20 protein-coding genes are annotated in these 22262 nt (G+C 71.5%); 14 read left to right on the forward strand and 6 right to left on the reverse strand.

Annotated features, from left to right (window positions below; translation table 11 throughout):
• Window positions 1–9 precede the first annotated feature (9 nt).
• Window positions 10–1662 (forward strand): AMP-binding protein, encoded by a 1653-nt coding sequence (locus tag ACSMHG_RS03535; protein ID WP_435742004.1) that lies wholly within the window; start codon window positions 10–12, stop codon window positions 1660–1662.
• An 11-nt stretch (window positions 1663–1673) separates the two neighbouring features.
• Window positions 1674–2558 (forward strand): HpcH/HpaI aldolase/citrate lyase family protein, encoded by an 885-nt coding sequence (locus ACSMHG_RS03540; RefSeq protein ID WP_435742005.1) that lies wholly within the window; start codon window positions 1674–1676, stop codon window positions 2556–2558.
• An 18-nt stretch (window positions 2559–2576) separates the two neighbouring features.
• On the opposite strand, the gene ACSMHG_RS03545 is transcribed toward ACSMHG_RS03540, so the two are convergent.
• Genes ACSMHG_RS03545 through ACSMHG_RS03555 form a run of 3 tightly spaced genes read right to left on the reverse strand, consistent with a single transcriptional unit; the run spans window position 2577 to window position 5387 of the window.
• Complete coding sequence (locus tag ACSMHG_RS03545; RefSeq protein ID WP_435742006.1) at window positions 2577–3365, reverse strand: crotonase/enoyl-CoA hydratase family protein; 789 nt, start codon at window positions 3363–3365, stop codon at window positions 2577–2579.
• A gap of 33 nt (window positions 3366–3398) precedes the next feature.
• Window positions 3399–4157 (reverse strand): SDR family NAD(P)-dependent oxidoreductase, encoded by a 759-nt coding sequence (locus ACSMHG_RS03550; RefSeq protein ID WP_435742007.1) that lies wholly within the window; start codon window positions 4155–4157, stop codon window positions 3399–3401.
• 30 nt (window positions 4158–4187) lie between these two features.
• Window positions 4188–5387: a thiolase family protein gene (locus ACSMHG_RS03555; protein WP_435742008.1), complete on the reverse strand. Its 1200-nt coding sequence runs from the start codon at window positions 5385–5387 to the stop codon at window positions 4188–4190.
• A 152-nt stretch (window positions 5388–5539) separates the two neighbouring features.
• Here ACSMHG_RS03555 and ACSMHG_RS03560 point away from each other — a divergent pair, with 152 nt between their 5' ends.
• From ACSMHG_RS03560 to ACSMHG_RS03575, 4 genes are read left to right on the forward strand one after another with little or no spacing between them, the layout of a single operon-like run.
• A complete protein-coding gene (locus ACSMHG_RS03560) occupies window positions 5540–6700 on the forward strand; it encodes an acyl-CoA dehydrogenase family protein (protein WP_435742009.1) in 1161 nt (386 codons plus the stop codon).
• A 60-nt stretch (window positions 6701–6760) separates the two neighbouring features.
• Window positions 6761–7888: an acyl-CoA dehydrogenase family protein gene (locus ACSMHG_RS03565; RefSeq protein WP_435742010.1), complete on the forward strand. Its 1128-nt coding sequence runs from the start codon at window positions 6761–6763 to the stop codon at window positions 7886–7888.
• Complete coding sequence (locus ACSMHG_RS03570; protein WP_435742011.1) at window positions 7888–8637, forward strand: SDR family NAD(P)-dependent oxidoreductase; 750 nt, start codon at window positions 7888–7890, stop codon at window positions 8635–8637. The genes ACSMHG_RS03565 and ACSMHG_RS03570 overlap by 1 nt, the downstream gene beginning before the upstream one ends.
• A 7-nt stretch (window positions 8638–8644) precedes the next feature.
• Window positions 8645–9448, forward strand: a complete 804-nt coding sequence (locus ACSMHG_RS03575) for an amidohydrolase family protein (protein WP_435742012.1) — start codon at window positions 8645–8647, stop codon at window positions 9446–9448.
• 22 nt (window positions 9449–9470) lie between these two features.
• Here the strand turns inward: ACSMHG_RS03575 and ACSMHG_RS03580 are convergent, their stop codons facing one another.
• Both ACSMHG_RS03580 and ACSMHG_RS03585 read right to left on the reverse strand, forming a co-directional pair.
• Entirely contained in the window at window positions 9471–10211 is a 741-nt protein-coding gene (locus tag ACSMHG_RS03580; RefSeq protein WP_435742013.1) for a FadR/GntR family transcriptional regulator, read from the reverse strand.
• 192 nt (window positions 10212–10403) lie between these two features.
• Window positions 10404–11612: a CaiB/BaiF CoA transferase family protein gene (locus ACSMHG_RS03585; RefSeq protein ID WP_435742014.1), complete on the reverse strand. Its 1209-nt coding sequence runs from the start codon at window positions 11610–11612 to the stop codon at window positions 10404–10406.
• A 172-nt stretch (window positions 11613–11784) separates the two neighbouring features.
• On the opposite strand from ACSMHG_RS03585, the gene ACSMHG_RS03590 reads away from it, so the two are divergent.
• The 4 genes from ACSMHG_RS03590 (at window position 11785) to sucB (ending at window position 16235) form a co-directional block, all read left to right on the forward strand.
• A complete protein-coding gene (locus ACSMHG_RS03590; protein ID WP_435742015.1) occupies window positions 11785–12234 on the forward strand; it encodes a Fur family transcriptional regulator in 450 nt (149 codons plus the stop codon).
• Window positions 12235–12419: 185 nt separating this feature from the next.
• A complete protein-coding gene (locus tag ACSMHG_RS03595; RefSeq protein WP_435742016.1) occupies window positions 12420–13376 on the forward strand; it encodes a thiamine pyrophosphate-dependent dehydrogenase E1 component subunit alpha in 957 nt (318 codons plus the stop codon).
• Window positions 13373–14377, forward strand: coding sequence for an alpha-ketoacid dehydrogenase subunit beta (locus ACSMHG_RS03600; RefSeq protein ID WP_435742018.1), 1005 nt, complete (start codon window positions 13373–13375; stop codon window positions 14375–14377). The genes ACSMHG_RS03595 and ACSMHG_RS03600 overlap by 4 nt, the downstream gene beginning before the upstream one ends.
• Window positions 14378–14390: 13 nt before the next feature.
• Entirely contained in the window at window positions 14391–16235 is a 1845-nt protein-coding gene (gene sucB, locus ACSMHG_RS03605) for a 2-oxoglutarate dehydrogenase, E2 component, dihydrolipoamide succinyltransferase (RefSeq protein WP_435742019.1), read from the forward strand.
• A gap of 110 nt (window positions 16236–16345) precedes the next feature.
• Here sucB and ACSMHG_RS03610 read toward each other — a convergent pair whose 3' ends face one another.
• Complete coding sequence (locus tag ACSMHG_RS03610; protein ID WP_435742020.1) at window positions 16346–16993, reverse strand: TetR/AcrR family transcriptional regulator; 648 nt, start codon at window positions 16991–16993, stop codon at window positions 16346–16348.
• Window positions 16994–17300: 307 nt separating this feature from the next.
• On the opposite strand from ACSMHG_RS03610, the gene ACSMHG_RS03615 reads away from it, so the two are divergent.
• The 4 genes from ACSMHG_RS03615 (at window position 17301) to ACSMHG_RS03630 (ending at window position 22250) form a co-directional block, all read left to right on the forward strand.
• Entirely contained in the window at window positions 17301–17897 is a 597-nt protein-coding gene (locus ACSMHG_RS03615; RefSeq protein ID WP_435742021.1) for a hypothetical protein, read from the forward strand.
• Window positions 17898–17954: 57 nt separating this feature from the next.
• A complete protein-coding gene (locus ACSMHG_RS03620) occupies window positions 17955–18968 on the forward strand; it encodes a cyclase family protein (protein ID WP_435742022.1) in 1014 nt (337 codons plus the stop codon).
• Between the two features lie 112 nt (window positions 18969–19080).
• A complete protein-coding gene (locus tag ACSMHG_RS03625) occupies window positions 19081–20682 on the forward strand; it encodes an acyl-CoA synthetase (RefSeq protein WP_435742023.1) in 1602 nt (533 codons plus the stop codon).
• Window positions 20679–22250: a class I adenylate-forming enzyme family protein gene (locus ACSMHG_RS03630; RefSeq protein WP_435742024.1), complete on the forward strand. Its 1572-nt coding sequence runs from the start codon at window positions 20679–20681 to the stop codon at window positions 22248–22250. The genes ACSMHG_RS03625 and ACSMHG_RS03630 overlap by 4 nt, the downstream gene beginning before the upstream one ends.
• The last annotated feature ends 12 nt before the right edge of the window (window positions 22251–22262 follow it).

Raw genomic sequence — 22262 nt, forward strand, 5'->3', positions numbered from 1 at the left:
GGATGAGCAGTGACCTTCCGCTACTACCGTGACCTGACACCGACCTTCGCGGACCGCCGCGACTGGGCCCTGCCCACCGTGCTGCGGCACTGGGCCGAGCGGCGCCCCGACGCCGTCTGGCTGGAGGCGCCCGAGGAGGGGCTGCGCTGGACGTACGCCGAGACCCTGGCGACGGCCGAGCGCGCGGGGCGCGTGATGCTCGCGGCCGGTGCCGCACCGGGTGATCGCGTGGTCATCGTGGCTCACAACTCCAGCTTCTTCGTGCGCGGGTGGCTCGGCACCGCGGTGGCCGGCCTGGTCGAGGTGCCGATCAACACGGCGTACGAGCGCGACTTCCTCGCCCACCAGGTGCGGACGGTGGAGGCGCGGCTCGCCCTGGTGGACGACGTCTTCGCGCACCGCTTCCCGGAGGTGCGCGAGGCAGCATCCACCATCACGACGTTCTTCGTGCGCGACACCGGCCACCAGGCCGAGGCCATCACGCTGCTGCGCGACGCCGGCTGGGACGCCCGTCCCGCCGAGGAGCTCGAGCAGGAGCCCGCCGACGCGCCGGACCTGCCGGTGGTCGGCCACTCCGACCTGGCGTCGGTGCTCTTCACCTCCGGCACCACCGGTCCCTCCAAGGGGGTGGCGATGCCCCATGCCCAGATGTACTTCTTCGCCGACGAGTGCGTCTCGTTGGTGCGGCTCGGCCGCGACGACGCCTGGATGGCGACCACGCCGCTGTTCCACGGCAACGCGCAGTTCATGGCGGCCTACCCGACGCTCGTCGCAGGTGCGCGGTTCGTGGTCCGCAGCCGGTTCAGCGCGAGCCGGTGGATCGACCAGGTCCGCGAGAGCGGCGTGACCGTCACCAACTTCATCGGCGTGATGATGGACTTCGTCTGGAAGCAGGACGCGCGGTCCGACGACGCCGAGAACCCGTTGCGATGCGTCTTCGCGGCGCCCACGGCCTCCACGCTCGTGGAGCCCATGAAGAAGCGCTTCGGCATCGAGGCGTTCGTCGAGGTCTTCGGCCTGACGGAGACCTCCGCGCCGATCATCTCGCCGTACGGCGAGGAACGGCCGGCGGGCGCCGCGGGCCTGGCCGCCGACGACTACTTCGACGTGCAGCTGGTCGACCCCGAGACCGACGAGCCGGTGGCCGTCGGCGAGGTGGGCGAGCTCGTCGTGCGGCCGCGGATGCCGTTCCTGTGCAGCAACGGCTACTTCAACAACCCGGAGAAGACCGTCGAGGCGTGGCGCAACCTGTGGTTCCACACCGGTGACGCTCTCCGCCGTGACGAGGACGGCTGGTTCTACTTCGTCGACCGCTTCAAGGACGCGCTGCGACGCCGGGGGGAGAACATCAGCTCCTACGAAGTCGAGACCGCGGTGCTCAGCCACCCCGCGGTGGTCGAGTGCGCGGTGATCGCCGTGCCTGCCTCCACCGAGGCCGGGGAGGACGAGGTGATGGCGTGCGTGGTGACGCGCGCCGACGTGCCGCCGGCGGAGCTGTGGGAGTGGTGCGCGGAGCGGATCCCTGCCTTCGCGGTCCCGCGGTTCCTCCGGATGGTCCCCGAGCTGCCGAAGACTCCCTCGCAGAAGGTGCAGAAGGCCGCGCTCCGCGAGATCGGCATCAGTCCTGACACCTATGACCGCGACGCCGTCGGCGTCTCCTGAGGAGGTCTCGCGTGCACCCCTACCGCAGCGTGCTGTTCGTCCCCGCCCACAAGCCCGAGTGGGCCCGCAAGGCGGTGGCCAGCGGCGCGGACGCCGTGGTGCTCGACCTCGAGGACTCGGTGCCGGCCGCTCACAAGGAGGCGGCGCGCGCGACCGCCCGGCAGACGCTGGAGGAGCTGCGCGCGGAGGAGGTCACGGCTGGCCTGCTGGTGCGCCCCAACGCCCTGGACACCGGGATGGCCGGCGCCGACCTGGAGGCTGTCACGGGCCCGTGGCTCACCGGCGTGTTCGCCCCCAAGATCCGCGACGCCCGCGACGTGGTGCGGTGGGAGTCGCTCATCGACTGGTTCGAGGTCCGCAACGGGGCGCAGGACCTTGAGATGATCGTGCCGGTCGAGATGGTCGATGCGATCACGAACGCCGACGAGATCGCCGGTGCCTCGCCCCGCGTCGGCGCGATGATCGGTCCGACCTCTCGGCACGCCGACATCGCCAAGGCTGTCGGCTACCGACAGACCCCTGAGGGGTTGGAGACGCTGTACCTGCGCAGCCGCATCCTGCTGGCCTGCCGCCAGCACGGGCTGCACGCGCTCACCGGGCTCTGGGAGGAGCTCGCGGACCTGGACGGCCTACGTGCCTTCGCCGACCACGGCCTCGACCTCGGCTTCCGGGGGCAGATCGTGATCCACCCCTCCCACGTCGCGACCGTGAACGACGTCTACACCCCGAGCGACGCGGAGGTGGCCCACTACACCGCGCTGGTCGAGGCGGTGGAGGAGGGCGAGCGCCAGGGCCTGGGTGCGGTTCGCTTCGGCGGCGAGCACGTCGACATCGCGCACGCCGAGCGAGCGCGGGAGTGGCTCGCTCACGCGCGTCGGGTGCGCGGCGAGGCCTGAAGCCCGCCGCGCGGCGGCTCAGCTCCCGGACCAGACCGGGTCGCGCTTCTCCACGAACGCCGCCGCGCCCTCCTTGGCGTCGGCTGAGTGCCGGACCGGGTCGACGACGTCGTGCTGGCGGGTGAACTTCTCCTCGAGCGGCCAGTCGACGGACTCGACCAGGACCCGCTTCGAGGCGGCCAGGGCGAGCGGCGCGTTGGCGGCGACCTCCTCGGCGAGCTCCAGCGCGGCCTCCAAGGCCGAACCCGGCGCGGCCAGCCGGTTCACCAGGTGAGCGTCGGCCGCCTCGACCGCCGGCCACATGCGGCCGGTCAGCACCAGCTCCATCGCCAGGTGGTACGGCACGCGGTGCTGGAGGCGGAGCAGCCCGCCCGCGGCGGCGGTGAGCCCACGCTTGACCTCCGGCAGCCCGAACTTCGCGTCCTCGGCCGCGACCACGAGGTCGCAGGCCAGCACGATCTCGAACCCACCGGCCAGCGCGTAGCCCTCGACCGCGGCGACGACCGGCTTCCGGGGCGGCTGCTGGACGATGCCGGCGAACCCGCGACCCTCGACCACCGGGCGCTCCCCGCGGGCGAAGCCCTTGAGGTCCATGCCCGCGCAGAAGGTGCCCCCGCCCCCGGTGATCACCGCGACGCTGAGGTCGGGCCGGGCGTCGAAGTCGGTGAGCGCGTCGGCGATCTGGTGCGCCATGGCCATGGACATCGCGTTGCGGGACTCGGGCCGGTTCATCGTCAGCACGAGCACGCGGCCGCGCTCCTCGACGAGCAGGTCGCGGTCCTCGGGGTGGCGGTCGGGGGTGGACACGGGTGCCTCCTGGCGGCGGGACGGGGAGCGGAGTCAGCGGGGGGACATGCGGATCGCGCCGTCGAGGCGGATGGTCTCGCCGTTGAGGTAAGGGTTCTCGACGATCTGCTGCGCGAGCATGGCGAACTCGTCGGGCTGGCCGAGCCGCGCCGGGTTCGGCACCTGCCCGCCGAGGCCGTCGCGGATCTCCTGCGAGAACCGGGCGAGGATCGGGGTGTCGAAGACTCCGGGTGCGATCGAGTTCACCCGGATGCCCTTCGTGGCGAGGTCGCGCGCGGCCACGAGGGTCATGCCGACGACGCCGGCCTTGGCCGAGGCGTAGGGGATCTGGCCGACCTGGCCCTCCCACGCGGCGACCGACGCGGTGAGCACGCAGACGCCGCGCTCGCCGTCGACGGGCTCGTTCGCGGCCATCCTGGCCGAGGCGAGCCGTAGCACGTTGAAGGTGCCGACCAGGTTGACCCGGACGAGCTCCTCGTAGAGCTCGAGGTCGCCGGGGCTGCCGTCGCGGTTCACCAGGCGCACGGTCCCGCCGCGGCCGGCGCAGTGGACGAGCGTCCGCACGGGCGCCACTGCCACGGCGGTGTCGAGCGCGCGCGCCACGGCGTCGGAGTCGGTGACGTCGGCGTGGGCGAAGGAGCCGCCGATGTCGGCGGCGAAGCTCGTCCCGAGCTCCTCGTTGAGGTCGGCGACCACCACGTGCGCACCTGCCGAGGCGAGGCGGCGGGCGGTCGCCGCGCCGAGCCCGGAGGCTCCGCCGGTGACGAGGGCCGAGGTGCCGTGGACGTCCATGGTTCTCCTAGCGGGTGGGGGGCAGGTGGGTCAGAGGCGCTCGAGCAGGGTGGCGTTCGCCATCCCGCCGGCCTCGCACATCAGCTGGAGCCCGAGCTGCTGGTCGTTGTCCTCGAGGGCGTGCAGCATCGTCGTCATCAGCCGGGCACCGGAAGCGCCCAGCGCGTGCCCCAGGGCGATCGCGCCACCGCGCGGGTTCACCCGGTCGGGATCGACGTCGAACTCTGCGAGCCAGGCGAGCGGGACCGGGGCGAACGCCTCGTTGACCTCGACGTGGTCGATGTCGCCCAGCGACACGGACGAGGACGCGAGCAGCTTGTGGGTGGCCGGGATCGGGCCGGTGAGCATCAGCAGCGGGTCGTCGCCGACCACGGCCATCGACCGGACGCGCGCCCGCGGCGTCAGGCCGAGCTCGGCGCAGCGGGCTGCGCTCATCAGCAGCAGGGCGCTGGCGCCGTCGGTGATCTGGGAGGAGTTGCCTGCGGTGACGCTCCAGTCGACCTCCGGGAAGCGCTGGCTCAGCTCGTCGGTCTCGAAGACCGCCGGAAGCGCGCCGAGCTTCTCCACGGTGCTGCCGGGGCGGATGCTCTCGTCGCGGTCGGCGACACCGGTGGGGGTGTTGATCGCGAGCACCTCGCGGTCGAAGGCGCCGGAGTCACGCGCGGCCGCGGCCCGGTCGTGGGACCGAACGGAGTACTCGTCGAGCTGCGTCCGGTCCAAGTTCCAACGGGCGGCGACCAGCTCGGCCGCGACGCCCTGGGAGACCAGACCGGGTGCGTAGCGCTCGCGCACGCGCTCGCCGTACGGGTCGGCGTCCAGCCGGGCCGAGCCCATCCGGACCCGGCTCATCGACTCCACGCCGCCGGCAACGACCACGTCGTACGCACCTGCGCGGATGCCTTGGGCGGCGAAGTGCACCGCCTGTTGGCTGGACCCACACTTGCGGTCGATCGTCGTGGCCGGCACGTGCGCAGGGAATCCGGCGCCGAGCCACGCCATCCGGCCGGGGGTGGCCGACTGCTCGCCGACCTGCGAGACGCAGCCCACGATCACGTCGTCCACGGTCCCCGGGTCGACGGCGGGCGAGCGGGTGAGCAGCTGCTCGAGGACCTGGCTCAGCAGGTCGACCGGGTGGACGCCGGCCAGGGAGCCGTCCGGACGGCCGCGGCCACTGGGCGTGCGGACCGCGTCGACGATCACGACGTCCCGGGGATCTTGCATCGATGCCATGGCTATTGCTTATCATGATATGCACAGAGCGTCTACCGTCGAGGGCTTGTCGTGCCGCGGCAGACCGGGGGTTCGAGGTCGGGTCTGGTCGAAGGTGTTGACGGGCCGCCGAACCGGAATCTAGGATAATGATTACAACCGAGGAGGTGGCCATGACCGCTCACGAAGAGCTGGCCGAGATCCGGCAGCTGGCGGCCCGGGTCGCGCAGGACGTCTACGCGCCGAAGGCCGAGCAGCTGGACGTCGACCGCACACCGATCAGCCCCGAGCAGCGCCGCCGCCTCGGCGAGCTCGGGTTCTTGGGCATCGCCCATCCGGAGGAGTACGGCGGAGCCGGCGCCCCGCTGAGCGAGGCGCTCGCCGTGGTCGAGGAGTTCGGCAAGGTGTGCCGCCCGGCCGCCTTCCAGATCTTCGAGGCGAACACCGGCCCCGCCCAGGTCATCACGCACCTCGGCAGCGAGGAGCAGAAACGGCGCTGGCTGCCCGCCATCATCTCCGGCGAGAAGACGATGGCTGTGGCCATCTCCGAGCCCGACGCGGGCTCCGCCGCCACCGACATGCGCACCACTGCCAAGCCCACGGACGGCGGGTTCGTCCTCAACGGCACGAAGCGGTGGATCTCGAACGGGGGAGAGGCCGACCAGTACCTCGTCTACTGCCGCCTCTCCGACGCGCCCGGCGCGAAGGGCATCGGCGCCGTCGTCGTCGACAAGGGCACGCCGGGCTTGAGCTTCGGCCCCGGCGAGCGGCTCATGGGCTTCCGCGGCATCCCCTCGGCCGACGTCGTCATGGACAACGTCCAGGTCCCCGCCGAGAACCTCGTGGTCCCTGCCGGCGACTTCGGGAAGCTCTTCGGCATCTTCTCGATCGAGCGCCTCGGCAACACCACGATGAGCATCGCGATCGGGCAGGCCGCCCTCGACAAGACCGTGCAGTACGTCCAGGAGCGCGAGCAGTTCGGCAAGCCCCTCGTGGAGTTCCAGAGCGTCCAGGTGGTCCTGGCCGACATGGTCCTCCAGGTCGAGGCGGCGCGACTGCTGCGCGACCAGGCGGCGGCCAGCGTGGACGCCACGACGGGCCTGCCCGACCCCCTCAAGGTGTCGCTGGCCAAGTGCACCGCCAACGAGATGGCCAAGAAGGTCTCCGACCTCGCCATGCAGCTGCACGGCGGCAACGGCTACACCGAGGAGTACGGCATCGAGCGCCTGCACCGCGACGCCCACGGCTGGGCGATCGCCGGCGGGACCCCGACCATGCAGCGGATCCGGATCGTGTCCGAGCTGCTCGGCCGCAAGTTCGACCAGCGACGCTGACCCCGCGCACGACGACACCGGCCGTGGCCACGACCCTCAGCGGTCGGGAAGGATGGAGTGATGTTCGACCTCACACCGGAGCACCGCAGGATTCAGGACCTGGCCCGCGAGGTCGCCACGACGGTCGACCCGTTCGCGGGTGAGGCCGACGACTTCCTCGAGGTCCACCCGGGGGTGCGTGACGCCCTGCGCGACAGCGGGCTGGCCCGCCTCGTCGTCCCGGCGGCGTACGGCGGCACCGACGACGTGCTCGACCCGCTCGCGCTCGCGGTAGTGCGTGAGGCGCTGATGTACAGCTCCGCCCACCTCGACTCGCTCTTCGGGATGCAGGGCGTGGGGAGCTACTCGCTGTCGGTCGGCGGGTCGGAGGAGCTCAGGCAGGAGTGGCTGCCGAAGGTGGGCCGCCTCGAGGCGATCGCGGCGCTCGCCCTCACCGAGCCCGACGTGGGCTCGGACCTGCGCGGGGTCTCCACCACGATCGTCGAGGACGACGGTGACCTGGTCGTCAACGGCCGCAAGTCCTTCATCACCAACGGTGGTGCGGCCGACTTCTACTGCGTCATGGCCCGTGAGGGCGAGGGCTGGAGCATGGTGCTCGTGCCCGCGGACACCCCGGGACTCACCGTCACCCGCGGCGACGACCTGATCGCCCCGCACATCCTCGGCGAGCTGACGTTCCAGGACGCCCGCGTCCCGGCGGGCAACCGGCTCGGGGTACCCGGCAAGGCGTTCTCGCTGATGCTGCAGACCCTGGCCGTCTTCCGGGTCACCGTCGCCGGTTCGGCGGTGGGCCTGGCCCAGGCCGCCCTCGACGAGTCCCTGCGCCACGCGACCACCCGTGAGCAGTTCGGGAAGCCGTTGATGGCCCTGGGTGCCGTCTCACAGGGCATCGCGCAGTCGTGGACCGACGTGGAGACCTCGCGCGCGATCGTCTACCGCGCCGCGGCCCTTGCCAAGGAGGACCCGCTCGCGCACCTCGACCTCTCCTCGATCGCCAAGGTCAGCGCCACCGAGGCGGCCGGCCGCGTGGTCGACCGCTCCGTGCAGCTGATGGGCCGGTTCGGTCTCGTCCGGGGGTCGAAGATCGAGCGGCTCTACCGCAACGCCCGCCCGCTCCGAGTCTACGAGGGCGCCACCGAGGTGCTGCTCGACTCGCTCGCGCGCCGCCTCGCCAAGGGCGGTGCGTGATGGACCTGCAGCTCACCGACCGCGTCGTGCTCGTCACCGGTGCCAGTCGCGGCCTCGGTGCGGCGATGGCGATCCGCCTCGCCGCCGAGGGTGCGCACGTCGTGGCCGCGGCGCGCAGCACGGACAGCCTGGCGGAGGTCGCCGCCCAGGGCGAGGGCCGGATCTCCATCATCGAGGCCGACATGCGTGACCACGCGTCGGTCGCCGGCCTGGTCGACGAGGTCGTGGCCCGCCACGGCCGCATCGACGGCCTCATCAACAACGCCGGCATCGCCCCGGCCGGGAAGTTCGTCGACCAGGACCCGGCCATCTGGCAGGACGCGCTGGCCGTGAACGTCATCGCTCCGATGCTGCTCGCGCAGGCCGCTGGCGCGCGGATGATCGAGCAGGGCGGCGGCCAGATCGTGAACGTCGCCTCGACCACCGGCATCCGCGGCAAGCCCCATCTGGTCGCCTACTCGACCTCGAAGGGCGCCGTCGTCCGGTTCACCGAGGCGCTCGCCGCGGAGTGGGCAGGCAAGCACGTGCAGGTCAACTGCATCGCGCCCGGCGCCTTCGTCACCGACGCCCAGAAGGCGGTGACCGAGTCCGCCGAGCTCCTGGCCAAGCGGGTCGCGAAGATCCCCGCCGGTCGGATGGCCGACCCGGAGGAGATCGTCCCCCTCGCCTGCCTGCTCGTCTCGCCCCTGTCGTCCTTCACCACCGGAGCGGTCTTCGTCGTCGACGGCGGCGAGTCCGGGAAGCTGTGAGCCTCACATGATCATCGACGCACACACCCACGTCTGGCCCGACAAGATCGCCCACGCGGCGCTGGGCGCGAATCCCGTCCCCGGGCTCGTCGCCCGCGGCGACGGCACCGTGGGCGGGCTGATGGACGACATGGCGCGCAGCCAGGTCGCCCTGAGCTGCTGCCTCGGGATCGCCAACGAGGCCCGCCACGTCGACCGCGTCAACGAGTTCGTCGCCGACCTCGTCGACGAGCGTCGCTTCGGCTTCGGGACGGTTCACGTCGACCTCTCGGTGGAGGAGAACCTCGCCAGCCTGCGCCGCCACGGCGTCACCGCGGTGAAGATCCACCCGTTGTTCCAGAACTACGCGTTGAACCACCCTCGGCTGTGGGAGATCTTCGAGGCCTTCGGCAGCGAGTTCGCGGTGATCACGCACGTCGGGGAGGGCGGCGACGCCTACCGCAACAGCCTGTCCAGCCCGAGGATGATCCGCGACATCGCCGCGCAGTTCCCGGACCTGCGGCTGATGGCGTGCCACTTCGGCGGCTACAAGATCCTCGACGACGCCGAGGAGATGCTCGCCGGCGCCGACGTGGTGCTCGAGACGTCCTGGCCGCCCACGCTGAAGACGCTGCGCCCCGAGCGGGTACGCCGGCTCATCCGCAACCACGGCGCCGAGCGGATCGTCTTCGGCTCCGACTGGCCGATGACCAGCCCGCAGGAGGAGATCGAGGCGATCCAGGGCCTCGGTCTCACCGACGACGAGACGAAGTCCGTCCTCGGCGGAACGCTGGCGCGGGTGCTGGCGATCGACTCCCCGTGGGCGCGCTGACCCGCCCGCTCATGGCTCCCGGTCAGAAGGTGTTGCTCCATACGATCGGCGCCTCGAGCACGTCGGGGAACTTGCGCTCGGCGTACCTGAGGTACTGATCGATGTGGTCGCGCATCGCCTCGGCCGATGCCGCCGGATCACGGGTGGCCACCGCCTCGTAGATGCTCAGATGGGCCTTGTGCACGGCGCTACGCCGGACCCTCGGGTAGTCGATGCCGATGGCGGAGCCGTCCAGGATGCCCAACAGGGCGTCGACGAGGTAGCCGAACATGGCGTTGCCGGAGCCTCGGGCGATGACGTCGTGGAAGCGCTTGTTCTCCTCGAGGAACACCGCCTGGTTGTCCAGGTGCTCGTGCATGGTCTCCACGCTCTGGCGCAGGTCGCCGAGCTGCTCGTCGCTCATCCGCTCCGCGGCCAGCTGCGCCATCATCGGCTCGAGGCCGCCCCGGGCCTCGGCGATGGTCCGGAACGGCGCGTTGGCGAACTGCAGCAGCAGGGTCAGCGACGTCGCCAGGCTCGTGGCGTCGGGCTGCTGGACGACCGGGCCGCCTCCGGGGCCGGGCTTGAGTGCGATGACCCCCTGCAGCTCCAGGAACCGAAGCGACTCGCGCAGAGTGCCGCGGCCCACCGCGTACTCCTCGAGCATCACGCGCTCGGGCGGAAGGCGGTCGCCGACGGTGTTGCCGCGTTGGTTGATGTCGGTGACGATGCGCTGTGCCACCAGCATCGCGGTCTTCTGCGGCCGTGGTGTGGCTGCGGTCATGGTGTTGCCTTCCGGGCTCCTCGATCGCGGCGTCGCCGTCGAGTCGGTTCTGACGAATAGTAGGCATCGATCGGGGCTGACGCCGTAGCCCGCCTGCGCGGGTCGCCACCGGATGTCGCGCAGGCACGGTCGAGGGCGCCGCGTGGACGGGCGCTGGCCATGCCCGTGGTCCTGCCGAACGCGTGCCGGTCGTCAGCCACTGACCACCCCAGCCGTCGCCAGCGCCGCGAGGTGCTCATCGCTGAGGCCCAGCTCGCTGGAGAGCAGCGCCTGCGTGTGCTCTCCCACCGTCGGCACTCCCTGGTACGTGGGACCAGCGAAGTCGCGGACGTGCAGGACGGGGCCGGGGGTCAACGCGGGTCCCAGCACCGTGCCGGCCAGGTCGACGAGGGTGCGCTCGAGGAAGTGAGGGTCCTTGACGATGTCGCTCGAGTCGTTCACGGCTGCCGCGACCACCTCGTGGTCCTCGAGCACCCGGAGGGCATGGTCGCGGGGGTGCGAGCGAACCCAGGACCCGACGATCTCCTGCAGGGACTCGTTGTTCGCCATGCGCGCCGTGTTGGTCGCATAGCGCTCGTCGGTCTTCAGGTCCGCGCGATCCATGGCGTCGAAGAGGCGCATCGCGATCGTCTGGTTCGAGGCGGCGATCGAGAGCCAGCCGCCGTCGGCGGTCTCGTAGATCCCGCGCGGTGACGCGGCTCCGGAGGCATTGCCGTGCCGCTTCATGACGGTGCCCGTCGCGGTGTAGTTCAGCACTGCGTCGCCCAGGATGAACATGAGTGGCTCGTAGAGCGCGACGTCGACCTCGGTGCCGACGCCGGAGAGCTCGCGTCGGTACAGGGCCATGGCGGTGCCGAAGGCTGCCGAGATGCCCGCGATCGAGTCGGCGAAGCCGAAGGGCGGCGACGTCGGCGGAGTGTGCGGCCAGCCGTTCAGGAACGCGTAGCCACTGGCCGTCTCCGCGACCGTCCCGAAGCCCGGGCGCTCCCGGTAGGGGCCTGTCTGCCCGAACCCGCTCACCCGAGTCATGACCAGGCCGGGGTTGTCCTTGGCCAGGTCGTGGTACGACATCCCCCACGCCTCCATCCGACCCGGCCGGAAGTTCTCGATCAGCACGTCGGTCCCCTGTGCGAGCCGGCGCACCAGGTCGCGCCCCTGCTCGGAGCGCATGTCGATGCCGACGGACCGCTTCCCGGCGTTGAGCCGGGCGAAGCCGATCGCCAGGCCCTCATGGGCCGGTTGCCACTGTCGGGCGAAGTCGCCATGGGTGGGGTCCTCGACCTTGACCACATCAGCCCCGAAGTCTCGGAGCATCCGGCCGGCCGTAGGTGCGGCGTACATTGATCCGAGCTCGAGAACGCGAACGCCGCTCAGGGGTGCGGTGCTGGGGGAGTCGGTCACGGTGTCTCCGGGCGGTTGGCGGCAGGTGGCTGGGGTCTCGGCTAGGGCGCACCTAAGTGCGCCCTAGCGCCTAATTATACATATGAATATTAGGATTGCCACGGTACAACGGGGCGGCGGATCGGGCTGTCTCCCGCCTTGCTGGTCGCCGCCCGCCGGATAGGCTGACCGGGTGCCGCGCCCTCCTGCCGACCGGACCCGCGACGCCGGAGATGCTGCAGCGGCCGGTGCGCCGCCGGCCCGTTCGACGCGACAGCGGCGGGCGTTGATGGCGGTCCTCGAGGCGTCGGGTGAGTTCCGCAGCGCCCAGGAGCTGCACCAGGAGCTGCGCGACCAGGGCGAGTCCGTCGGGCTCGCCACCGTGTACCGCGGGCTGCAGGCGCTGGTCGACGCCGGCGAGGTGGACGTCGTCAAGCCCGACGGCAACGAGGCGGTCTACCGGCTCTGCGGGCAGTCCCAGCACCACCACCACCTGGTCTGCCGACAGTGCGGACGCACCGTCGAGGTGACGGGGCCGGCGGTGGAGCGGTGGGCGGACAAGGTCGCGGACGATCACGGGTACACCGAGGTCAGCCACCTGCTCGAGCTCTTCGGCACCTGCCGGGAGTGCGCCGCCCGCTGAGGACCACAGCGCCCGCCGGAAGTCATCGCCGACACCGAGGCGTCGTCGACGCGCGGGTTGCCCGCGACGTCCGAGCACGGCCGGTTCGCCGTCCGGGGGGATTGTCCCGAGCACGGGGATGTGGCACGCTTCACGAAGTGAACCGACCGAGCGGTCGGTCCGTAGCCGAGACAGCGGAGGTCCCCGTGAACGAGGCCGAGAGCGTCGCCGACGACCAGCACCTGGATCTGTACCGGAAGGTCGTCACGATCCGGTTCGCCGAGCTGCGGATCCGGGAGCACGTCGAGAAGGAGGGCTTCGGCGGGTTCTGGCATCCGGGAATCGGCCAGGAGGGCCTCCAGGTCGGTGCGGTCAGCGCCATGGGCCCCGACGACTACCTGTACTACGCGCACCGCGGCCTCGGGTACGCGGTCGCCAAGGGCATGAAGCTGGAGGCACTCTTCGGCGACTTGCTCGGTCGCAGGTCGGGCAGCACGGGCGGCAAGGGCGGCGGTACCGTCCACTTCGCCGACGCCGAGCGCCACGTCCTCGGCCAGGGGGGGACCCTCGGCTCGAGCTTCGTCATGGGCGCGGGAACGGCGGCAGCGTCCCAGCTCCTCGGCGACGGCCGGGTGACCGTCGTGTTCTTCGGCGACGGTGCCTCCGGGCGGGGCACCTGGCACGAGGCTGCGCTGCAGGCGTCCGTGTGGAAGCTGCCCGTCGTCTGGGTCTGCGAGAACAACGGCTGGGCGCTCTCGGCGCGGTTCACCGAGCAGAGCCCGACCGAGCACGTGGCCGACCGCGCCCCGGCCTACGGGATGCCGGGCGTCGTGGTTGACGGCCAGGACACCGTGGCCGTCCGCGAGGTGACCGCGGAGGCGGTCGAGCGGGCGCGCCGTGGCGAGGGCCCGACGCTCATCGAGGCCAAGACCTTGCGCATCCGCGGCCACTACGAGGGGGACCGCCAGCCCTACCGGGAGGACCAGGTGGTGGGTGACGAGATCCCCAACGACCCGGTGCACCGGCTGGGGGAGCAGATTCCCGACGACGTGAGGCGCGGCATCGACGCCGAGGCGCGTGACCGCGTCGGGAAGGCCTTCGACGCCGCCCTGGCGGCGCCGCGGGCGGACAGCTCCGTGATCTTCGAGGACGTGTGGGCATGACGACGACAGCACCGACGACCGACCGCGTGATCGGGTACTCACGCGCGATCAACGAGGCGCTCGCCGAGGAGATGAGGCGTGACGAGCGCGTCTGGATGATGGGCCAGGACATCGGCCGCCTCGGCGGTGTCTTCGGCCTCACCCGCGGGCTGCTCGACGAGTTCGGACCGATGCGGGTCCGCGACACGGCCATCAACGAGACGTTCATCGTGGGTGGCGCCGCCGGCGCCGCCCTCGGAGGGACCATCCCCGTCGTGGAGCTGCAGTTCGCCGACTTCCTCTTCACCGCCGCGGACGAGATCTTCCACAAGCTGGCCAAGTGGCGCTACATGCACGGCGGTCAGTTCACGATGCCGGTCGTCGTGCGGCTCCCCTCAGGCGTGGTCGGAGGCGCCGGGGCCGAGCACTCGCAGAGCCTCGAGACGATCGCCATGCACGTGGCCGGCCTGAAGGTCGCCGTCCCGGCGACCCCGTCGGACGCCAAGGGGTTGTTGAAGAGCGCCATCCGCGACCCCGACCCGGTGCTCTTCTTCGAGCACAAGGGCCTCTACCGGGTGAAGGGTCCGGTGCCGGAGTCCGACGAGCACGTCGTTCCGTTCGGCTCCGCCCGTGTCGCTCGACCGGGCAAGGACCTCACGATCGTGGCCACCGGTCTCATGGTCGACCGCGCGGTCGCCGCCGCCGACCAGCTCTCCTCCAGCGGGATCGACGCCGAGGTGATCGACCCCCGCACGCTCGTGCCGCTGGACATCGACACGATCGTCGCGTCGGTCGAGCGCACCCACCGGCTGATGGTCGTGCACGAGGCCTCCCGCACGGCAGGCTTCGGCGCCGAGATCGCCGCCCAGGTCCAGGAGCGCGCCTTCTTCGCCCTCGACGCGCCGGTGTGGCGGGTGTGCGGGACCGACACGCCGCTGCCGCAGGACCCCGAGCTCGAGCAGGCCTGCATCCCCTCCGCCGACGAGATCGTGACCGCGGCCCACGCGCTCGCGGCGATCTAGGGAGGCGGGCTCCATGGCGCAGGTACTCATGCCCAGACTGGGCGTGTCCGTCACCGAGGGCACCGTCTCGAGCTGGTTGAAGCAGGTCGGCGACACCGTCGAGGTGGGTGAGGCGATCTGCGAGGTGGCGACCGACAAGGTCGACACCGAGATCGAGAGCACGGTCGCCGGCGTGCTCGCTGAGCAGCTGTACGCCGTCGACGAGGTGGTCGAGGTCGGCGCTCCGCTCGCGGTCGTCGCCACCGAGGACGAGAGCGTGGGCGACTCCGCCTCCGCGCCCGGGAGTGCGTCCGATCCCGCCTCGCACGAGGCGACCCAGCCGCCCTCGATCGTGCCGGATCCCTCCTCCTTCGGCGACGCGCCCGAGCAGTCGGGCACCGACCCCGAGGCCGACCCTGAGCCTGAGCCGGCAGGCCGGCCGGCGGCCGAGTCCGCGCCGGTGTTCGACGCCGGCGCGGTGCTGATGCCGCGTCTGGGTGTCTCGATCACCGAGGGCACCGTCTCGAGCTGGTTGAAGCAGGTGGGCGACACCGTCGAGGTCGGCGAGGCGATCTGCGAAGTGGCGACCGACAAGGTCGACACGGAGATCGAGAGCACGGTCGCCGGGGTGCTGGCGGAGCGCCGTTTCGCCGAGGGCGACGTCGTCGAGGTCGGCGAGCCGCTGGCGATCGTCACGCCGGACGGCACGGTGCCCGAGGCCGCGGACGCGGCTCCTGCCACCCCGGCCGGCTCCACCCTGCCGGCGGAGGCCCCAGAGGCGGCCCCGGCCGCGCCCGGCGACCGCCCCCCGGCGGCGCCGGCGGGTCACACCACGCCAGGGGAGCCGGCGCAGCTCCGCCCCGGTCCGTTCGACCACCGGTCAGCGGTGCGACGGGTCCTCGACGCGATCCCCCGCTCCGGCCGCCCGGCGGTCACCCCGGCCGCACGTGCGCTGGCCGTCGAGCTGGGCGTCGACCTCGCCACCGTGCGAGGCACCGGCAGTGCCGGCCACGTGACGCGCGACGACGTGCGCCGGACCTCCGAGGAGCCGCGGACGACGCCGACCGCGCCTCCTGTCCCCGCTGCGCAGCCGGTCGCCCAACCGACCTCTGAGCCGGCCGCAGAGCCGGCCGCTGGCCCCGACGGCCTCCCCGTCGGGTACGAGGACGTGCCTTACGACGCGGTGCCCACGAGCCGCATCCGTCGGCTGACCGCCGAGCACATGTCGCGGTCGCGGCGCACGGCGGCCCACATGACGACCGAGGTCGACGTCGACCTCGGTCGGCTCACCGACGTCCGCGCACGGCTCAATGCCCACCGCGCCACCCAGGGACGGCCCAAGCTGTCGTTCCTGCCGTTCGTCGCCCGGGCTACGTGTGCCACCCTCCTGAACCACCCGGACCTCAACGCGACGTTCGAGACCGAGCGCCTGTTGCGTTGGGGCGAGGTCAACCTGGGCATCGCGGTGGACACGCCGCGTGGGCTCATGGTGCCGGTGCTGCGCGGGGCCGAGCGGATGACGGTGGAGTCGCTCGGTCAGGGCATCGCCGACCTGGCCGACCGCCTCCGGGAGGGGCGGCCGGGGCCCGACGACTTCCGAGCGGGGACCTTCACGATCTCCAACCCGGGGTCGGTCGGGGCTGTCTCGGCGCCCGCGATCATCAACCAGCCGCAGGTGGCGATCCTGGGGATGCCGACCATCCAGCGCCGGCCGTGGGTGGTCACCCTCGCGGACGGCCAGGAGACCATCGCGATCCGGCCCATCCTCCGGCTGGCGCTGACCTTCGACCACCGGGCGGTCGACGGTGCGGACGCCACCCGGTGCCTGGTCGACGTGCGCCGTCGGCTCGAGGCGTGGGACGTGGACGACTACCGCTGACACCACGGCCTGACGACGGCGCTCACGGCGACGCCCCGCAGTCCACAGGACTGCGGGGCGTCGACACGTCCAGGGGGCGACCGGGGACCGGTGCGCGGGAGGAAGCAGGGTCAGCCGGGCGGCACGGCGCGCGCCGCCGGCGACCCCAGCTGGTCGGTTCCCAACCCGTAGACGAGGTAGTTCCAGAACTGGTAGGCGAGCTCACGAGAACGCAGGCGGCCGCCGGGGCGGTACCACTGGTAGGCCCAGTTGCACATGCCGAAGGTGGCGAGAGCGGCCAGGTGGGCGTCGGCGGTCCTGAAGACGCCGGAGGCGATGCCCTCGACGATGAGGTCCTCCACGATGCGCTCGTACCGGTCCCGCTTGAGCTTGATGGGGCCCCGTGCCTCGGCGGGCAGCTCGCGGTGGTGCTCGAAGAAGACCCGGACGTGCCCTCGGTGCGTCTCCATGAGCTCGAGGATGTCCGCCATCACCTCGAGCAGCAGCTGCTCGGGCCGCAGGCCCGTCGAGGTCCGCGCCTCGTGGCGGTCGATCAGCAGGTCGATGAACTCCTCGTGGATGGCGTGGAGGATGTCGTCCTTGCTGGGGAAGTAGTGGTAGAGCGTCGGCTTCGCGACGCCGACCTCCCGAGCGATGTCGTCCATCGTCGTGTTCGAGTAGCCGGACTGGTCGAACAGCCCGGCCGCCCTGGTGACGATCTGTTGCCGTCGCTCGCTCGCCGACATGCGGCGTCGTGCCGCTCGGTCCACTGTCTTCACGGTTGCATTGGTCCTTCCCTGGTTGCCGAGGCGAACTCTAGTCGCTGGCCACCCCTACCGACCAAGCAGTCGGTTGAAGTGTGGAGATGCCGTCACCCGGCCGCTCGGTCGGCTCTGTGGTGGAAGTCGGCGAGGTGCCCATCGTCGCCTGTGGCGGGCCGCTTTCGCAAGGTTCAGGCGCAGGGCGGACGAGGCGGATTGGTCAAGTTGTGATCGCGATCACCGGTAACGCTTGACAGTGTGATCCGAGTTACCTAGCGTCGTGACATCGAACCGACCGACGAGTCGGGCGGATGGGAGGTGTGGCATGACGGGTCTGAGGTCCTTCGACGCGATCGACGTCGGCGATGGCACCTCGGTGCTGCTCGACCGCTCGTGCGGCACGTGCCCGAGCTGCCGCGGTGGCGCCACCCTGTGGTGCAGCCGACCGGCCGGGGGCGGTCGCACGCTCACGTCCCCGGTCCCGACCGCGTCCGTCACCGCTCTGCGGGAGGCGGTCCTGGCGGCTGCCGCACTGCTCGAGGCGCCCCGTGGCGGCACGGTGGTCGTCGTCGGCGAGGACGGCTCACCGCAGGTCGTCATGGCCCGCCGGGTCGTGGCAGACGTCGTGCTCGCAGCGCCGCTGCTCGCCGACCAGTCCGTGCGTGCCCAGGTGGCCGCGCGCGAGCCCTCGGGCCGTGCGCCCGTCATCGTGGCCGGCGCCGACGTCCGCGCCGCCGTGCGAGCGGTGCGGCGCGGAGGACACGTCTGCGTGCCCGCGCCGTCGAGCGGCTCGGGCTCGATCCAACCGAGCGTGACCGAGCTCGTCCAGCGCGAGGTAACCCTCGTCGCCCCCCGGCGCGTGACCGACGTCCTCGACCGGATGACCCGGGACGCCTGGGCCGCCACGGTCGCAGCTGCCTGACACAGCCCCCAGCTCACGCCAGCTCAACACCGGAACCGAATCAACCAGGAGGTACGCATGGGCCGCACTGCAGACGGACAGTGGTCGGAGGAGTGGACGCCGCCGGTCTTCTCGGTCGACGCCAACGGCAAGGTCATCGGGTACGTCAACGACCGGACCCCCAACAACTGGGGCCGTTGGGGCGACCTGGACGAGAAGGGCACCGCGAACCTCCTCACGCCGGAGCGCGTCGCCGCGGCGGCTCGCCTCATCGAGAGCGGCAAGGTCGTCAGCTGCGCCATCCCGCTCGACAGCACCGGCCCGGTGCACCCGACCCGCACCGGCGTCGTGCACCTGTACGGCTACACCGGCTCGGACTTCGTCGCCGGCACCAAGGCCGGCCAGGACTACCCGGGCTTCCAGGGCACCGACGACTACATCTTCATGCCGCTGCAGGGCAGCACCCAGTGGGACGGCCTCTCCCACTTCTTCTACAAGGACACGATGTTCAACGGCTTCTGGATCGGGAACGTCGAGTCCTACGCCGGTGCGCGTCGCGGGTCCATCCACCAGATGAAGGACACCCTGGTCGGACGCGGTGTCCTGCTCGACCTGCCGAAGTACAAGGGCGTCGACCGGCTCCAGCCCCAGTACGGCATCACGCCCGACGACCTCGACGGCTGCGCCGAGGCCCAGGGCGTGAGCGTCGGCGAAGGCGACATGCTGGTCGTCCGGACCGGGCACGTGCCGTGGTTCTACGAGCTCGAGGACAAGATGGAGTACTGGAAGGTCGGTGCTCCCGGCATCACCCGCGCGGTGGTCGACTGGCTTGCGGAGAAGGACGTCGCCGCGCTCGCGATGGACAACATCGCGGTCGAGGTCGAGCCGTTCGAGGAGCCGTACGACCACGTCTACCCGCTCCACGCCCGGCTGATCCGGGACCTCGGCCTCACCCTCGGCGAGGTGTGGTGGCTGGAGGACCTCTCGGCCACCTGTGCCGAGCTCGGCCGGTACGAGTTCTTCCTCTCGGCGCCGCCGCTCAACGTGACCAACGCGTCGGGATCGCCGGCGAACCCGGTCGCGATCTTCTGAGGCCACGAGCCGACGGTCGCCAGGCCGGGCCGGCCGCATCGGCCCGGCCTGGCGATCCCCAGCCCTGCAGCCCACGACGCACATCCACGACGCACACCGACGAGGTACGCGAATGAACTCCACGCAGCACCACACCGAGCTGGCGCGCAGCCGCCGGCTGGTCCTGGGCGAGATTCTCGCGCGCAACGCGCGCCGGGAGCCTGACCGGACGGCCGTCGTCTTCGAGGAATCCTCGTTGACCTTCGCCGAGCTCGACGAGAGGACGAACCGGCTCGCCAACGCGCTGGCCGCTCGTGGAGTCGGCCACGGCGACAAGGTCGCGGTGCTGATGTACAACCGGCTCGAGGTCGTCGAGTCGTTCTTCGCCTGCCAGAAGCTGGGCGCCTGCCCGGTGCCCGTGAACTTCCGCCTGGCCCCGAGCGAGCTCGCCTACATCCTCGAGGACTCCGACGCCGTGGTGGTCCTCACCGACGGCCGGCTCACCGCCCTGGCGCTGGAGTCGACCGCGGAGCTGCCCGCCGTGCGCCTGGTCGCCACCACGGGCGACACCGGGGGCAGCGAGGGGCGGGCGGAGTCCTACGAGGAGCTGCTCGCGGCGGGCTCGCGGGAGGCGCCGGACGCCGACGTCGACGAGGACGACCTCGCCTTCCTCATGTACACCTCGGGCACGACCGGCCGCCCCAAGGGCGCGATGCTGACCCACCAGAACCTGGTGTGCAACACGATCAACTGGATCCTGGAGATGGAGGCGCGGCCGGGGGACACCTGGCTCTCGGGCCTGCCGCTGTTCCACATCGGTGGCGTCAACGGCCTGCTGCCGTTCATCTACCTCGCCGGAACCTGCATCATCACGCCGTCGACGAACTTCGACCCCGAAGAGTCGCTGCGGCTCCTCGAGAAGCACAAGCCGACGATGTGCTACTTCGTGCCGACGCAGTGGCAGCAGATCTGCGAGCTGCCGCGCGCCAGGGAGATCGACACCTCCGGCCTGCGCCGGGCCCTCTGGGGCGCCTCCCAGGCGCCGCCGAGCACGCTCGAGCTCCTCGTGGACACGTTCCCGACCGTCGGGATCGTCAACGCCTTCGGCCAGACCGAGATGTCCTCGAACACCTGCTTCCTCAAGGCCGACGACGCGGTGCGGAAGATGGGGTCGGTGGGGCTGCCCGCCGTCAACGTCGAGGTCCGCATCGTCGACGACGAGGGCAACGACGTGGCACCGGGCGAGATCGGCGAGATCGTCTACCGCGGGCCCACGGTGATGAAGGGCTACTACAAGGCGCCCGACGCCACCGCCGACGCGTTCCGGGGCGGCTGGTTCCACAGCGGGGACCTCGTGCGACGGGACGAGGAGGGCTTCATCTACGTCGTCGACCGCGTCAAGGACATGATCATCAGCGGCGGCGAGAACATCTACCCGGCCGAGGTGGAGCGTGCCGTCGAGCGACACCCGGCGGTCCGCGAGGTCGCGGTCGTGGGAGTTCCGCACCCACGCTGGGTCGAGACGCCCGTCGCCGTGGTCGTGGCCTCCGGGGAGGAGCGGCCGGAGGCGGAGGACGTCCGCGAGTTCCTCAGGGCCGACCTGGCGTCGTACAAGAAGCCGTCCGCGGTCGTGTACGTCGACGAGCTCCCCCGGAACGCCTCGGGCAAGATCTTGAAGCGCAACCTCCGCGACAGCTACTGGGACCTCTTCGCGCAGTCGGGACAGACAGAGTGAGCGGCCCCGCCGTCCCGACGCGGACCGACGAGCGCGGCATCCGGCACTACGACGTCCCACTCCCCGTGGACCTCGTCGACATGCTCCGCCGGACGGTTGCCGAGCGTGGCGATTACCCGGCCCTCGTCACCCCGAGCGCCCGGCTCACCTGGGCGGAGGTCGGACGGGAGACCGACGCCCTGGCCGGCCGGCTGCGGTCGGCGGGGGTCGGCGCCGGCGACCGGGTCGCCGTGCTCGCCGGCAACGGCATCACCTTCACCGTCGGGGTCCTGTCCGTCTGGGCGGCCGGCGCCATCGCGGTGCCGCTCAACCACCGTCTGACCGGCACGGACCTCACCGTCCTCCTGCAGGACAGCGGTGCCCGCCTGCTGCTGGTCGGCGCCGGCATGGAGGAGCTCGCCGGCTCCGCCGTCGCTGGCGTCGAGGGCGGGACCCCGATCCGGGTGGCCGTGGCCGACGGGGACGGTCGCCTCCTCTCCGACGAGCCGGTCGGCGCCCTGCCCGCGGACACCCCGGGCGGGTCAGCGCCCGCCGCGATCATGTACACCTCGGGCACGACGGGTCGGCCCAAGGGGGTCGTGATCAGCCACGGCAACGCCCTGCAGAACGCCGTCACCTGCACCACCGTCATCGGACGGCGGCCCGAGGACGTCGAGCTCCTGATGGTGCCGCAGTTCAACATCACCGGGCTCTGCTCGCAGACCGTGCCCGTCGTGCTCCTCGGCGCCACCGCCTACCTCCTCGACGGCTTCGAGGCCGGCCGTGCCCTCGCGGCCATCCGCGAGCACGGGTGCACGTCCACCGTCGGCGCGCCGACGATGTGGTGGCGGATCCTCGAGTGCGCCGGCGAGCAGGACGGTGGGCTCTCGAACCTCCGGCTGGCGCTCTTCGGCGGTGCGCCCATGCCGACCGCACTGCTCGACCGGATGCGTGCCGCGATGCCCGGGGCGACGCTCGGCAACGGCTTCGGGATGACCGAGACCTGCTCGATGATCACTTACGTCGGCGGCGAGGACGTGCTGCGGATGCCCCACAGCGTCGGCCGGCCGCTCCCGCTCACCGAGCTGCGGCTGGTCAACACCGGCATCGGCCACGACGTCGCCGAGGGGGAGATCGGGGAGATCGTCGTCCGCGGCGGCCAGGTGGCGATGGGCTACTGGACCGCCGACGGTCTTGCCCCGCTGACCGACGAGGACGGCTGGATCGCCACCGGCGACGCCGCCGTCATCGAGGACGGCTTCGTGGTCCTCCGGGACCGCCTCAAGGACGTCATCAAGCGGGGCGGCGAGTCCGTCTACAGCTTCGAGGTCGAGAACGTCCTCCACCAGCACTCGGGGGTGCTGGACGCCGCTGTCGTCGGCGTTCCGGACGAGCAGTACGGCGAGCGCGTGGTCGCCCACGTGGTCGCCAAGCCTGGCCATGGCCTGACCTCCGAGGAGCTCAGGAACTTCTGCCGGGAGCACCTCGCCCACTACAAGGTCCCCTCCGTGGTCGAGGTCCGGGACGAGCTACCGCGCAATCCCGGCGGCAAGGTGGTCAAGTCCCTGCTGCGCAGCGCCGACGCGTGACCCCTGTCCAAC

Source organism: Nocardioides ureilyticus (genome assembly GCF_051280745.1).
In the GTDB taxonomy this organism is placed as follows: domain Bacteria; phylum Actinomycetota; class Actinomycetes; order Propionibacteriales; family Nocardioidaceae; genus Nocardioides.